Annotated in this window: 17 protein-coding genes; 14 read left to right on the forward strand and 3 right to left on the reverse strand. The window is 63.5% G+C overall.

From position 1 onward, the window contains the following. Positions 1-165 precede the first annotated feature (165 nt). From ACREP4_RS01335 to ACREP4_RS01385, 11 genes are all read left to right on the forward strand, one after another. Positions 166-609, forward strand: a complete 444-nt coding sequence (locus ACREP4_RS01335; RefSeq protein WP_431594410.1) for a hypothetical protein — start codon at positions 166-168, stop codon at positions 607-609. 26 nt (positions 610-635) lie between these two features. Next, entirely contained in the window at positions 636-998 is a 363-nt protein-coding gene (locus ACREP4_RS01340; protein WP_431594411.1) for an excalibur calcium-binding domain-containing protein, read from the forward strand. 173 nt (positions 999-1171) lie between these two features. After that, on the forward strand, positions 1172-1471 hold the full coding sequence (locus ACREP4_RS01345) for a hypothetical protein (protein ID WP_431594412.1): 300 nt from the start codon (positions 1172-1174) through the stop codon (positions 1469-1471). A 179-nt stretch (positions 1472-1650) separates the two neighbouring features. After that, positions 1651-2049: a nuclear transport factor 2 family protein gene (locus ACREP4_RS01350; protein WP_431594413.1), complete on the forward strand. Its 399-nt coding sequence runs from the start codon at positions 1651-1653 to the stop codon at positions 2047-2049. Between the two features lie 59 nt (positions 2050-2108). Next, complete coding sequence (locus ACREP4_RS01355; protein WP_431594414.1) at positions 2109-2531, forward strand: GNAT family N-acetyltransferase; 423 nt, start codon at positions 2109-2111, stop codon at positions 2529-2531. A gap of 148 nt (positions 2532-2679) precedes the next feature. Next, positions 2680-3075, forward strand: a complete 396-nt coding sequence (locus tag ACREP4_RS01360; protein ID WP_431594415.1) for a GFA family protein — start codon at positions 2680-2682, stop codon at positions 3073-3075. A 56-nt stretch (positions 3076-3131) separates the two neighbouring features. Continuing rightward, a complete protein-coding gene (locus ACREP4_RS01365) occupies positions 3132-5360 on the forward strand; it encodes a CocE/NonD family hydrolase (RefSeq protein ID WP_431594416.1) in 2229 nt (742 codons plus the stop codon). A 61-nt stretch (positions 5361-5421) separates the two neighbouring features. Beyond that, on the forward strand, positions 5422-5805 hold the full coding sequence (locus ACREP4_RS01370; RefSeq protein ID WP_431594417.1) for a hypothetical protein: 384 nt from the start codon (positions 5422-5424) through the stop codon (positions 5803-5805). 47 nt (positions 5806-5852) lie between these two features. Continuing rightward, a complete protein-coding gene (locus ACREP4_RS01375; RefSeq protein WP_431594418.1) occupies positions 5853-6191 on the forward strand; it encodes a tRNA-binding protein in 339 nt (112 codons plus the stop codon). Between the two features lie 94 nt (positions 6192-6285). Continuing rightward, positions 6286-6717, forward strand: coding sequence for an iron chaperone (locus ACREP4_RS01380; protein WP_431594419.1), 432 nt, complete (start codon positions 6286-6288; stop codon positions 6715-6717). A 201-nt stretch (positions 6718-6918) separates the two neighbouring features. Next, on the forward strand, positions 6919-7431 hold the full coding sequence (locus ACREP4_RS01385) for a DUF1993 domain-containing protein (protein WP_431594420.1): 513 nt from the start codon (positions 6919-6921) through the stop codon (positions 7429-7431). A 92-nt stretch (positions 7432-7523) separates the two neighbouring features. Here the strand turns inward: ACREP4_RS01385 and ACREP4_RS01390 are convergent, their stop codons facing one another. After that, positions 7524-9356, reverse strand: a complete 1833-nt coding sequence (locus ACREP4_RS01390; RefSeq protein WP_431594421.1) for an ABC transporter ATP-binding protein — start codon at positions 9354-9356, stop codon at positions 7524-7526. A gap of 104 nt (positions 9357-9460) precedes the next feature. After that, a complete protein-coding gene (locus ACREP4_RS01395; RefSeq protein ID WP_431594422.1) occupies positions 9461-11038 on the reverse strand; it encodes a serine hydrolase in 1578 nt (525 codons plus the stop codon). A 108-nt stretch (positions 11039-11146) separates the two neighbouring features. Between ACREP4_RS01395 and ACREP4_RS01400 the strand changes: the two genes are divergently transcribed. The 3 genes from ACREP4_RS01400 (at position 11147) to ACREP4_RS01410 (ending at position 13547) form a co-directional block, all read left to right on the forward strand. Continuing rightward, positions 11147-11578 (forward strand): VOC family protein, encoded by a 432-nt coding sequence (locus ACREP4_RS01400; RefSeq protein ID WP_431594423.1) that lies wholly within the window; start codon positions 11147-11149, stop codon positions 11576-11578. Between the two features lie 168 nt (positions 11579-11746). Continuing rightward, positions 11747-12574: a DUF72 domain-containing protein gene (locus ACREP4_RS01405; RefSeq protein WP_431594763.1), complete on the forward strand. Its 828-nt coding sequence runs from the start codon at positions 11747-11749 to the stop codon at positions 12572-12574. 46 nt (positions 12575-12620) lie between these two features. Beyond that, positions 12621-13547 (forward strand): DMT family transporter, encoded by a 927-nt coding sequence (locus tag ACREP4_RS01410; protein ID WP_431594424.1) that lies wholly within the window; start codon positions 12621-12623, stop codon positions 13545-13547. On the opposite strand, the gene ACREP4_RS01415 is transcribed toward ACREP4_RS01410, so the two are convergent. Continuing rightward, positions 13548-14708 (reverse strand): AAA family ATPase, encoded by a 1161-nt coding sequence (locus ACREP4_RS01415; protein ID WP_431594425.1) that lies wholly within the window; start codon positions 14706-14708, stop codon positions 13548-13550. It abuts the gene before it with no gap. Positions 14709-14741 lie beyond the last annotated feature (33 nt).

The raw sequence follows: 14741 nt of genomic DNA on the forward strand, positions 1-14741 counted from the left end.
GCGGTTCTTGTACGCTGGGCGCCGCGCGGGGAGCGCAAGCGCGGCACGCTGGGGAGCGGGTCAGATAGTTCGACACGGCAAGCCGCGCTCTTCAGGCAAGCAGTCGGCACAACGCAACACTCAGCTCGAATTGAATCGACGTACCGAACACACAAGGAGACGACGATGCGTTTATGGATGATCCTGCTGCTCGCCCTGGGCTTGCTGGGCGGCTACAACTGGTGGAGCAAGCGCGAGCCCGCCCACTCGACCGCAATCGCAACCGCATCCGGCAACGTCAGCAGCATCGACGGTTTTATCCCGGTGGAAATGCCTGGCAACACGCCGCGCAATACCGTGCTGGTCTTGGCACCGGCCAACTGCCCTTCCGAGCAGGCGCAACGGGCTGAAGCGCTGATCCAGGCATTACAGGGCCAAGGCATCCCCGTGACACGCGGCAATTCCATCGACTTCAACATAACCAACCCCAGCGCTGAGCAGCGGGCCGCCGTGGATCGCACCGTTGAAGTTTTCAAACAAGGCGCACCGGCGGTATTCATCAACGGCATGGGAATGTCCAACCCCAGCTTCGCGCAGGTGTCTTCGGTGTACGAAAAGACCCGGCAGTAATCCTGTTCGAGCAGAAGGAACGCCGCGTGCGGAATACACCGTTCGTACCCATGATTCTGCTTGTCTGCAGCCTGTTCCCTGTCACCGGGCATACGCATCCCGGCGGACTGAATAAAGACGGTTGCCACACCAATCGCAGCACCGGCGACTACCACTGCCACCGTGGCAGCGCTTCGCCGGCACCACGCAGCAACTTCAATGCAGCGCCAACACAGGCACCCGCCCCCGCACGCATCGCACCGGCAGGATCGGCCGGCGGACATCGCGTGTTCGCCAACTGCACGGAAGCCCGCGCGGCCGGTGCTGCGCCCGTGCGTCGCGGCGATCCCGGCTACGGATCGCACCTTGATCGCGATAACGACGGCATCGGCTGCGAGCCGTACCGTTGATGCCATAGGCTGAAATTTCACTCCGACAACATTGATCGGTAGCGACGCCTCGAAGGCCGGTGCGCGCCGCAAAGCTGTGCCATCATCAACCCGCTGTGCGCAGTACGAACCGAGCGGCTTCGGCAGAAGATCGGTAATACCGCCAAAGGTCGCCCATACCTTCCTCCAGGCCGATGGCGCTCGCGCTGCCGGCTTTGTCCGGGCGTCAGGCACTCATGCAATGGATCGATGATCTGGAGAAGGACGCCTGGAACGACGTGATCGAGGAGCTGGTCTGGCACCTTAGAAACGGGCGCATGCCGACCATCATCCGCCAACAGCGCGCACCGGATAACGGCATAGAGTTCCGCTTCAAAGATCTGCCCGCGGTGATCCTGCCTGTAACGCATCCTGGGCATTGGGACGAAGCGCTCAACATCATCGAACGGTTTCCCCAGCTCAATGCCACCCGCCTCCATCGGAATGGCACATAAGCAGTTCAAGCACGCCTGCCGTCGCGATACTCGCTGACGATCCCAGCCCTGCGACGTCCACATATCACCGGCAAGCGAGAGACTGTGCGCGACGGTGACCGCGCTGACCATCCGCGATAGTCTCCACGCTGCAGCATGTCGAACATTCCCGGCTTGCAACCTGCTCGCGAATCCTACGAATGACAAACAATCACCCTCACTATCTTCAGCTCGCACACGCCGTACTCGACTGGAACAGGAAACACCTCAACAGGGATTCCTCGCTGACCGAAGCGGTGATCGGCCAGTGTTTCGCCGAGCAGTTCATTGTCGAACCCAACGGCCGCCGTTACGAAGCCACGCGTGCGAACTATCTGGAATTCCTCAACGGCATGAAGGCCGACATGGCGGGCATCGACTACGAGATCGATCACACGCTCGTTGATGACGCGGCCGTGGTGTTCTCGATGCGTGCGCGGATTGCCTACTGCGATGGGCGCACCGAACGGTTCCGCGCAATGCTGCTGATGCGTTTCGACAACGCCGGCAAGGTCACGCTATGGCATGAAGTTTATGTTCCACTGGCGATGCCCGCCTGAGCTGCTGCACCGCTGACCACGCATCAATCACACGATCCGATTCGATCCCGCGAATTCCAATGACTGAATCCATCTACACCATCACCCACGACGTCCCCTCCATCGAAACCTACCGGCATCTGCGTCAGTCCGCCGGGCTCAGCCCGAAGACACTGGAAGCGGCGGCGCGCGGATTGCCGAATTCGCTGTTCGCGGTGCAGGTGCTGTGCGCAGGCGAAACGGTGGCGATGGGCCGCGTCATCGGCGACGGCGGTACGTTCTATCAAGTGGTGGATATCGCCGTGCTGCCCGCGCATCAAGGGCAAGGCCTGGGCAAGACAGTCATGCGCGAGATCAGCGCGTACATCGAACGGGAAGTGCTGCCATCGGCCTATATCAGCCTGCTGGCGGATGGCGAGGCGTACCGGCTCTATCAGCAGTTCGGCTTTGCGCTCACCGCGCCGGCCAGTGTCGGCATGGCGCTCAAGAAGCCCGCAGCGTAGCCCCTCCTTTCCCGCCCCACCCGCGCACCACATGCGTTCCCAGCCCGAGTACAGCTGACCTGGCGCGCACGGCGCGGTATCGTTGCCCGGCCCTCGCCTGCCAGAACACCGCCAGCGCTGACCTCGCCGGTATCACTGGAGAGTCACCATGCAAACGCATAACGGTTCCTGCCACTGCGGCACTGTGGTCTTCGAGTTTGATGCACCGGTCACCGGCATCCTGGAGTGCAACTGCTCCATCTGTCACCGCAAGGGCGCGCTCTGGCACGCGGTGAGCAAGGCGCAGTTCCGCATCGTGTCCGGCGAAGCACGTCTGACCCACTATCAATTCGGCACCCGCACCGCCAAGCACTTCTTCTGCAGCCAATGCGGCACCAGCACCTTCAGCAATCCGCGCATCGCCCCGCATATGTGGGTGGTCAACCTGCGCTGCGTGGACGGAATCGACCTGACGGCATTGCCGCGTCAATCATTCGATGGCCGCAACTGGGAAGAAGCCGCGCGCCAGTTGATGATGGCGCGGAACTCAGCAGCGACGACCTGAGCCGCCGACTGAGGTCACGAGCATCCCTTGAATCCATCCACTCTGATTGGCTGCCAATGAAAAGCCTCCTGCTGATGCTGTTGCTTGCATTCTCGGTTCCTGCAGGTGCTGAGGCCCTGCATCTTCCTGCACCGATACGTGCTGACACCACCGACAAGGCACTACCTGCACTTGCCCGTCAATTGATCGTCGAGTTCCGTGACGCGGACAGGCCGCGCTATCTGGGCACGCTGTTCCGTCTGCAGATGGCCGCCGGCCACTATCGTCAGGCGGTGGAAAGCATCCACGCACTGCGGGCACTGCGCGATGACGATCCATCCCAACCGCCCCTGTTCCTTCAGTACGAAATTTACGCCTTGGCGATGGCACGCGCGGCCGAGCAGAAGCAGCCTTTCAGCCAAGCATGGCCGGCGACGTTTGCCGAGCGCTTCGCCACGCTGGAGGACAGGATTGCCCAGCAAGCCGAATTCTCCTTCGGTAGTCCGCTGCCTCGTTTGATGGGTGATTTCAACAATGCCATGGCCAAGGCTGCCGGCAAGCGCACGTTGTCGCAGCAGGAAGCCATCGAGCTGATCCGCACCTGGCAGGTAGCTTCGGCATACGGCGCATTCCAGCCATTGTTCAACGATGCGCTGGGCAAGGACGATGCCCGTCGCTACGTGATTGATCGTGATGCGTGGGTGCATACCGCCGACGGCGCACGCATCGCTGCGCTGGTGGTTCGCCCCCGTGCCGCTGCTCGGTTGCCGGCGCTGCTCACCTTCACCATCTACGCCAATGACGACTGGGCATGGGTCGATGCCAAGAAGGTCGCCGCCCATGGCTATGCCGGCGTTGTGGCCTACAGCCGCGGCAAGGGCCGTAGCCCCGATGCCATCGAGCCCTTCGTGCATGACGGTGCCGACGCGGCAACCGTGGTCGACTGGATCGCGGCGCAACCCTGGAACGATGGGCGGGTTGGCATGTACGGCGGCAGCTACAGCGGCTTCACCCAGTGGGCGGCGCTGAAGCACAAGCCAGCGGCGCTGAAGGCCATCGCCACCTCGGCCACGGCCGCACCCGGCATCGACGTGCCGATGGAGGGCAATGTATTCCTGAACTTCATGTACGCCTGGCCGGCCTATACGGCGAGCAACCGCGCGCTCGACGATGCCAACTACGGCGACCGCGAACGCTGGAACGCACTCGACCGCAACAGCTATGCCAGCGGCCGCGCCTACCGTGACCTGCCCGCCATCGACGGCACGCCGAACCCCCTCTTCAGCCGCTGGTTGCAGCACCCAGCCTACGACGACTACTGGCAGGCCATGATTCCACAAGGGGATGAGTTCGCTGCGGTCGATATCCCGGTACTCGCCACCACCGGCTACTTCGACGGTGCACAGATCGGCGCCCTGCATTACTTCCGCGAACACCTGCGCCACCGCCCCGATGCGAAACACACGCTGCTGGTCGGGCCGTTCGAGCATTTTTCGATGCAGACCGGCGTGCCGGCAGTGGTACAGGGCTACACCACCGATCCATCCGCGCGTATTGATCTGCAGGCACTGCGGCTGGCCTGGTTCGATCACATATTCAAGGGCGCAACGAACCCTCCACTGCTGGCCGACCGTGTGAACTGGCAGGTGATGGGTGCCGACCAGTGGCGGCACGCTCCCAGTCTGGATGCCATGGCCACGAGGACCCTGAAGCTGCATCTGCTGCCCGGCACGGAACCCACCCGGCATCTGCTGGCTGAGCAGCCCATTCCGCACGCCTCGGTGCTACAGCGGGTGGACTTCCATGATCGCAGCGATGCCGAGGCCCCCATGCCCAGCGAATCGTTGAACCCCCAATTGGATCCGCGCCTCGGCTTGGTGTTCGCCAGCGCACCGATGACGCAGGACACCGAACTTGCGGGCGCATTCCGCGGCACGCTGGACTTCACCATCAACAAACGCGATGTCGATCTCGTCATCGGCATCTACGAGCTCAATGACAAAGGCGAGTACCTCGACCTCGGCTGGTGGCTGCAACGTGCCAGCTATGCCAAAGATCGGCGCCATCGCCAATTGTTGCAGCCCGGCGTACCGCAACGCGTCGAGGTAAAAGACACCCGCGTGCTCGGCCGCAAACTCGCCACCGGTAGCCGGCTGGTGGTATCACTGGGCGTGGTCAAGCAGGCAGACCAGCAACTCAACCTGGGCAGTGGCAAGGAGCCCGCCGATGAAACCCTGGCCGATGCCGGCGCGCCGATGGAGATCCACTGGCAGAGCAGCAGCCACCTCGAATTCGGTGTGCGCTGATCCATGTGATGGAGCGCCCCATGCAAGCTCACGCGTCAACCACGCCTTCAATGGATTACGAATGCGCAAGCAATATCACTTCCGACAATCCGCAGACGGCCTGCTCGCCTGGGACGTGCACCGCCTAATTGCGCGCACTGCAGGGCTTCCGGTTGAGCAGATTGCCGTGCACACCATCGCCGAACTGGACGAGCCCTATTGGTACGACAACGAAGGCGATACGCCCAGTGGTCGATCCATCGCAATGCATATGCAGTTGGTGAATGCGGCCGACCTGGCCTACCCGATCATTCTGTGCCCGCAGGGACGGCTGATGGATGGCATGCACCGCGCGGTCAAGGCGGTGGTGCTTGGCATCGACAGCATTCACGCCTATCGGCTGCCCGTGCTTCCTGCGCCTGATTTCGTCGGCGTTGATCCCGATGACCTTCCTTACGACGATTGACCTGCACCCCAGCAGCCACAACAAAGACCTCAAACGAAAGATCCTTCATGCAAACCATCGATTGGAATGACTTCAGCAAAGTGGAACTGCGCGTCGGCCGCATCATCGCGGCCGAACCGTTCCCCAAAGCCCGAAAGCCGGCCTATATCCTGCAGGTGGATTTCGGTCCGGAGCTTGGCATACGCAAATCCAGCGCGCAGATCACCGCGCTGTACACGCCCGAACAATTGCTGGGAAAGCTGGTGATGGCGGTGGTGAATTTCCCGCCGAAGCAGATCGGCCCGATCATGTCCGAATGCCTGGTCACCGGCTTCCACAACAGTGAGGGTCACGTCACCTTGTGCGTGCCTGAACACGACGTTCCACTGGGAACGCGGCTGCTATGACCACGCCTGTTCGGCGGGACGAAATCCCCTTTATTCCGCGCCGCAAAGCGGTATAAAGGCGGCTCTCCCCCTTGCCAGCTGCAGCGGAGCCGCCATGCCAAAGTCCGATGGATTCACCGCCGACGAACGCGCTGCCATGAAGGAGCGCGCCCGCGAGCTGAAGGCCGAAGCCAAAGCCGGCAAGCTCAAGGTCGAGGGCGAAGCCGACATCATGGACAAGATCGGCCAGATGCCGCCAGCCGAAGGCAAGATGGCCCGGCGTCTGCACGAAATCATCACCACCACGGCGCCGGCGCTGTCGCCCAAGACCTGGTACGGCATGCCGGCATATGCCAATGCGGACGGCAAGGTGGTGGTGTTCTTTCAGGGCGCCAGCAAGTTCGGTGCGCGCTACTCCACGCTCGGTTTCAACGATACCGCCACGCTGGATGAAGGCGATATGTGGCCCACCGTGTTCGCACTGGTCACGCTGACACCGGAGGTGGAGAAGAAGGTCACGGCGCTGGTGAAAAAGGCCATTCGCTGACGCCGCACTGCCCTGCGCAAGCACGGGCTGGCGCATCCATGCGGCCTTGGTCACCGCCAACAACGGCACCGCCCGCGCGGCAATGCGCGGCGGCGCAACACATATGACCCACAGCAGCAACGATAGACCGCCTATGCTATCGGCGCTTCAGCATCCGCGTGGCAGCTGCCGCGCACGTCATCACTCATACGGAATTCCATCATGTCCCTCTCCATGTACAGCGCCTCGGTTCCCGTTCTCAAGCAGATGCTTTCCGCCCTGTCCGACGTGCTGAACAAAGCCGAGGCTCACGCCACCGAGAAGAAGATCGACCCGGCGGTGCTGCTCGGTCTGCGCCTGTTCCCGGATATGTTCCCGCTGGTGCGCCAGGTGCAGATCGCCGCTGACTTCGCCAAAGGCATCAGCTCGCGTCTGTCCAACACCGAAGTGCCGTCGTGGCCGGACAAGCCCGACGCCAGCTTTGCCGAGCTGCAGGAACTGATCGCCAAGGCGCTGGCACATGTGAGCGCCTTCACCCCGGAACAGTTCGACGGCAGCGAATCGCGCGAAGTCGTGCTGCGCGCCGGTACGCCGAAGGAAAAGAAGCTGCAGGGCAATGTCTACCTGCTGCAGTACGGCTTGCCGCAGTTCTTCTTCCACGTGACCACCGTCTACGCCATCCTGCGCCACAACGGCGTCGAGATCGGCAAGCGCGATTACATGGGCAATTACTGAGTTTTCAGCTGCAACGGGACGCCGTTCAACGGCGTCCACCCGAGGCAAACCGGTGCGGCAATCCCGCACCGGTGCCTTCGCATCCAGCCAGGTCAGCCGTCAACCGCCACAAACCCACCGGTCTGCCGCGCCCACAGGCGCGCGTACAAGCCACCGCTGGCGATCAACTCGGCGTGCGTGCCGGTCTCGACGATGCGGCCCTTGTCCATCACCACCAAACGGTCCATCCGCGCGATGGTGGACAACCGATGCGCAATGGCGATCACCGTCTTGTTGCCCATCAGCTCGTCCAGGCTGTCCTGAATCGCCGCTTCCACTTCCGAATCCAATGCGGACGTCGCTTCGTCCAGAATCAGGATCGGCGCATCCTTCAGCAGCACACGCGCAATGGCGATGCGCTGACGCTGTCCACCGGACAACTTCACGCCACGCTCGCCCACATGCGCGTCGTAGCCCTGCCTGCCCTGCCCGTCCACCAGCGTCTCAATGAAGCCGTCCGCGCGGGCCTTGGCGACCGCAGCGCACAGCTGTTCGTCGGTGGCATTCGGCCGGCCGTACAGCAGGTTGTCGCGGATCGAGCGGTGCAGCAGCGAAGTGTCCTGTGTCACCACGCCAATCTGCGCGCGTAGGCTTTCCTGGGTGACGCGGGCGATGTCCTGGCCATCGATCAGAATGTGCCCGCTTTCCAGGTCATACAGCCGCAGCAGCACGTTCACCAAGGTGGACTTGCCGGCACCCGACGGGCCAACCAACCCGATCTTCTCACCCGGCTTCACCGCCAGATCCAGCCCGGCCATCACGCCACCGCGCTTGCCGTAATGAAAGTGCACGTTCTGGAACTGCACCGCGCCGGCGGTCACGTTCAACGGTGCGGCCTCAACACTGTCCTGCACGGTAAGCGGCTGGGCGATGGTTTCCATGCCGTCCTGCACGGTGCCGATGTCCTCGAAGATGCCGTTCACCGTCCACATGATCCAACCGGACATGTTGTGAATGCGGATCACCAGACCGGTCGCCAGGGTAATGGCGCCGACGCTGATCAGGCTGTCGCTCCACAGCCACAACGCCAGGCCGCAGGTGCCCACGATCAGGAAGCCGTTGAGCACCGCGATCACCATCTCCAAACCGGTGGTGATGCGGGTTTGCCCACGATGCTTTTCAGCAAGCTCCTGGATAGCGTCGGCCACATAGCGCTGCTCGTGCCCGCTGTGTGCGAACAGCTTGAGCGTGGCGATATTGGTGTAGCCGTCAACGATGCGACCCATCGCCTTGGACCGTGCTTCAGATGCAATCCAGGCCCGGTGTTTCATGCGCGGCACGAAGTACACGCCAATCGCGACATACGCCACCATCCAGATCGCCAACGGCAACATCAACCGCCAGTCCACCTGCGCGAACAGATACAGCGCCGTGCCGGTGTAGACGACGATGTACCACAGCGAATCCACCATCTGCACGGCGGACTCCCGCAGCGACGTGCCGGTCTGCATCACCCGGTTGGCGATGCTGCCGGCAAAGTCGTTGTGGAAGAAGCTCAGGCTCTGCCGCACCACATAGTTGTGCATCTGCCAGCGCGAGCGGTTGCTCAGGCCCGGCACGATGGACTGGTTGACCAGCAGGTTGTGCAAGGCCACCAGCAGCGGGCGCGCCAGCAGCGTGATGCCGGCCATCCACAGCAGTTCATTGGCGTGCCGCTGGAAGAAGCCGGGGCCGGGTGCGTCGGACAGCATGTCGACGATGCGCCCGAGGAAGTCGAACATCGCCACTTCCACCAAGGCCAACAACAAGCCAGCCACCAATGTGGCCAGCAGCACCGGCCATACCGGAGTGAGGTAATGCAGATAGAAACGCACCACACCGCGCGGCGGCTGGCGCGTATCGACCGGTGGGAACACGGGAATCAGAGATTCAAACCAACGCAACATCACCACGGCCTGCAAAAACAGAACAGGCCGCGATTGTCCCATCGCGGCCTGTGTTGTGTCTGTCTACGTGGCAATCGGCTCAGCCTACGGGGTGCCGGTTGGATTCACTCCGCTTTCGGCTTCAACAGCAGATCCTGGAAATCAAAGCTGAAATCGGTCAATGACGACACCGCCTGCATCCGCACGTCGCGCACCTTGCCGTCCGGGTCCAGGCTGAAGTTGACGAAGGCGTCGGCGTTGAGCGAGCGGTTGTCCCAGCGCACGATGAAGGTGTCGTGCTGCCAATGTTCCATCGTGCCGACCAGATCCGCGGTGGCGCCGAAACGCAGCCGCAGCGTGTTGCCCTTCTGTTCGACGAACACATCGCCGTACCACGCATCGCGGTACGCGCCGGCATAGCCGGACAACCGCAGCGACGGCTTGGATTTGGCGTCACGCGCGGCCTGATGCTTGGCCCAACCCTCGTCGGCATTGCCCTGCGCCTTGGCCACACTGGCGGCATAGGCGGCCACCCAATCGTTGCCCTGCGCGCCCAGCATGGCGTCCAGCACGCTCATGGTGATGGCGTTGAAGGCGGCGCCGGATTCCTGATTGGTCAGCACCACCACGCCCAGGTTCTGGCCCGGCACCAGGGTCAGCCGCGACACCTGGCCCGGCCAACCGCCGGTGTGCCACACCAGCTTCTGGCCACGGTAATCACTCAGGCTCCAGCCTTCGGCATAGCCGGCGAAGTTCGGCCGCGCTGGTTCCAGTTCCGGCACCGACGGCTTGGGCACCACCTGCGGGATCTGCATCTGCCACATCTGCTGCTGGGTCTTTTCGGTGAACAGCGGCGTGCCGTCGGCGAGCTTGCCCTCAGCCAACTGCACGTTCATCCACTTGGCCAGATCGTGCACGTTGGAATAGATGCCGCCGGCACCGGCGTTGTTGGACCAGGTCAGCGGCGGCACCGGACGCAGGTCGGTGAAGTCGAACTTGGCGTGACCAACCGCCGCCTTGTCGCCGGGCTTGAGGTGATCGGCGTTGTAGCGCGTGTCAGCCATGCCGACCTTGTCGAAGATGCGCTGCTGCAGGAAGTCGGCAAACGACTGCCCGGAGACTTTCTCGATCACCTGCTGGGCGACGGCGTAGAGAATGTTGTCGTAGGCATAGCGGTCGCGGAAGCCGTTCTTCAACGGCACCTGCGCCAGGCGCGCCACCACGTCGGCATTGCTGTAGGTGGTGGTCGGCCAGAACAACAGATCACCGGCGCCCAGGCTCAGGCCGCTGCGGTGCGAGAGCAGGTCGCGGATGCGCATTTCGCCGGTGACGTAAGGGTCGGACATGCGGAACGATGGCAGGTGGTCGATCACCCGGTCATCCATCTTCAGCTTGCCGTCTTCGGCCAGCAGGTTCAGCGAGGTCGCCGTGAACGCCTTGGTGTTGGAGGCAATGGCGAACAATGTGTCGGCCTGCACCGGCGCGGGCTTGCCCAATTCACGCACGCCCCAACCGCGCTCCAGCACCACCTTGCCGTCCTTGACGATCGCAACGGCCACGCCCGGCACGTCGAACTGCTGACGTACGCGCTCTACCGTGGCATCCAGTTGCTGCAATTCTGTTGGCACGGCAGCCTCCTGTGCGTTGGCCATTGGTGCCACGCCCATCGCGAGCACCAGCCCGCCCCCAAACCACTTGTTCAATGCATTCTCCCGTTGGATCGATGCCCGCCCATCGCCGGGCCGGTCTTCTCGCGATGGTAACGCGGCCGCGCCCACCCTCGCCTCCTGCGTCACTGCCGGAGCAACCGTATGGACCTCGCCGCACGCACCACCGCCACCATCATTCCCTGTCTGCGTTATCGCAATGCGCCGGCCGCCATCGACTGGCTATGCACGGCATTCGGCTTCCAACGGCATGCGGTGTACCAGGACGGCGACACCGTTCACCACGCACAACTGACGTTCGGCAACGGCATGGTGATGCTCAGTTCGGTGCAGCCGGGCGAATGGGGCAACAACATGATCCAGCCCGATGAAGTGGGCGGGCAGGAAACCCAGAGCGCCTGCGTGATCGTCAGTGATGCCGACGCGCATTACGCACAGGCCACGGCGGCCGGAGCCGAGATCATCATGGCTATCGCAGATCAGGATTACGGCGGCCGTGGTTATGCCTGCCGCGATGTTGAAGGCCACCTGTGGTGGTTCGGCACCTACGATCCTTGGGCCCCGGCAACCGTGTAGTGCCGAGCCGTGCCCGGCAACGCCTTCGCCCCTTTGCATGCTACCGACACCCTCTCGAACGCCTCTGCCGAGCATGGCTCGGCACTACGGTTGTTCGGCGTGGCGCGTGCAGTTGGTTACAGTGCCCGCTTCGCGGCCGACGCCGTTCCTATATTTGCAGGCCTTGCCCTGAACGATCTGTTCGCTCCCGCCCCCATCGCTCCGGATATCCACGTCGGCATTGGCGGCTGGGTTTACGCACCGTGGCGCGGCGGCATGTTCTATCCGACCGGGCTGGTGCAGCGTCGCGAGCTGGAGTTCGCCAGCCGCCAGCTGACCAGCATCGAGATCAACGGCACCTACTACGGCACGCAAAAGCCGTCGGTGTACGCCGGCTGGCGTGATGCAACGCCGGAGGGCTTCGTGTTTTCGGCCAAGGCGCCCAAGCGCATCGTCACCGCGCGCAAGCTGGCCAGCACCGGCGGGCAGATCAACGATTTCATCGACGGCATCAGCCACCTCGGTGACCGACTCGGGCCATTGGTGTGGCAGTTCGAGTCCGGGCGCACGCTGGACCGTGACGATGTCGCCGCGTTCCTGGCCCTGCTGCCGACGCAGGTGAACGGCCGCCGCCAGCGACACGCATTGGAAATCCGCGATCCGGCCTTCCTCGACGCGCAAACCGTCGCGCTCGCCCGTCAGCACAACGTGGCCTTGGTCTACACCGATTCACCCGACCATCCCAACGCGGCCGACCTGAGCAGTGACTTCGTCTATGCACGCTTGATGCGCAGCCGCGATGAACACATCACCGGTTATCCGCAGGCCGAACTGACGCAATGGAAGCAACGCGCGCAGGCATGGCGCAATGGCAACGATCCGCAGGATCTGCCGCACGTATCGCCCATCGCAGCGGCCGATACGCCGCGCGAGGTGTTCCTCTACTTCATCAGCGCCGCCAAGCACCGCAACCCCGCCGCCGCACGCGAACTGCTGCAGCTCTGGCAACAAACCTGAAGCAGATTGTGCGGCGCTGAACAGGCACTTCGGCGACAATTCCCGCATGTCGACGCCTGATACCCGCAAAGCCCTGCTGCAAATCCATTTCTGTGTATTGCTGTGGGGCATCACTGCCATTCTCGGCAAACTCATCACCCTGCCCGCACTGCCGCTGGTGTGGTGGCGCATGCTGCTGGTGGTGGTCATGTTGGCCTTGTTGCCGCGTGTCTGGCGCGGGCTGTCCGCGCTCACGCCACGGCTCGCATTGGGCTACGCCGGTGTTGGCGCATTGGTGGCACTGCATTGGCTCACGTTCTATGGCTCGGTGAAGCTGGCCAACGCCTCGGTCGCGGCGACCTGCATCGCGTTGGCACCGGTCTTCACCTCGGTCATCGAACCGTGGATCGCGAGGCGACCGTTCCAGATGAAGGAACTGGCGCTGGCCATCGTGGTGCTGCCGGGCGTGGCGCTGGTGGTCGGCGGTGTGCCCGACGGCATGCGCTTGGGCGTGGCGGTCGGCGCGGCCTCGGCCCTGCTGGTTGCGCTGTTTGGCTCGCTCAACAAGCGTTTGGTCAGCCATGCCGACCCATTGACCGTCACCGCGGTGGAGCTGGGCGCAGGCACGCTCACCCTGACCTTGTTGGCACCGGCCCTGCCGTTCTTGTTGCCGGCCCTGGCCAGTGATCTGTGGGTCCTGCCCAACCTGCATGACGGCATGTTGCTGCTGGTGCTGTCCGGGCTGTGCACGCTGCTGCCGTTTGCCCTGGCGCTGGTCGCGCTGCGTCACCTCAGCGCCTACACGGTGCAGCTGGTGACCAACCTGGAGCCGGTCTACGCCATCGTGCTGGCCGCATTGTTCCTGAGCGAACAACACGAGCTGACACCGCAGTTCTACCTGGGCGTGGCGATCATTCTGGGTGGTGTATTCCTGCACCCGCTGCTCAATCGCCTTCGGCCGGCGGCGGTGCTGCCAAACACGCCGGCCGATTGATCAACGCTGCGGCCAGTACCACGCCGGCGCTTCGAGATTGCCCACGCCCCACACGCGGGTCTGGCTGAATTCCTTGTGCAGGCGGATCGCGTTGCAGGCCGGGTCCTCCTGCAACGCGGCGATCAACCGCGACGCGTGCGACACCACCCACAACTGGCTGCGCGCGGACGCCTTGATGATCAGCCGCGCCAAGGCCGGCAACAGGTCCGGATGCAGGCTGGTTTCCGGTTCGTTGAGCACCATCAGCGGCGGCGGGCGCGGCGTGTACAGGGCAGCGATCAACAGCAGATAACGCAACGTGCCGTCGGAGAGTTCACTGGCTGCCAGCGGACGCAACAGGCCGGGCTGCTGGAACTTCAGCGACAACCGGCCGTCCCAGCCTTCGATCACCACCCGCGCGCCGGGAAACGCATCGTCCAGTGAACTCTGCAGCCCGGCGTCGTCGCCGATCTCGATGATGGTCTGCCAGGCCGCGGCCAGGTCGTGGCCGTCATCGGCGAGCACCGGGGTGCGGATGGCCATGCACGGTTGCCGCGCCGGTGCGGCAGCGTCCGAGCGGAAATGATCATGGAACCGCCAGCGCCGGATGTACTCACGCAGGGCCAGCACCTCGGGCATGTGCTGCGGGTCGGCCAGCTGGCCGAACACACTGTCGAACGACGACAGGTGCTCTTCCACCACTTCCCAGCCGCGCCCGGCACGTCGCTGCACCACGCTGCCACGGCGTTCGACCAGCACATTACTGGCCCGCAGAAACGGCCCCGCCCACAGGCTTTCGCATTTGATCTGCGGATCGCGGTCGAACATCGACTTGCTCGGCACCGGCAGGCCCAGATCAATCGCATAGCCGAACTCCTCGGCGGCAAAGCCCAGCCGCAGCGATATCGGCTCGGTGCGCGCGGTGCCCTGCACCGGCACTTCGCCCGCGATCATGCGCCGGCTGATCCGCTCGGGCCCCGCCCACAAGGCGGACTCCAGTCCACCCTCGCCGGCCAACGCGCTGGCCACGCCATTGCCGGCGGTCTGCGCCAGCAGGCGCAACGCGCGATAGAGATTGGATTTGCCGCTGCCGTTGTCGCCGGTGACCAGATTCAAGCGGGTCATCGGCACGACCAGTTCATGCAACGAGCGATAGTTGGCAACCGCCAGGGTCTGCAGCATCGGAGCTTCTCAACACACCGGGAATCCACGCAG

It is taken from the genome of Stenotrophomonas sp. (assembly GCF_050737575.1).
Lineage (GTDB): Bacteria > Pseudomonadota > Gammaproteobacteria > Xanthomonadales > Xanthomonadaceae > Stenotrophomonas.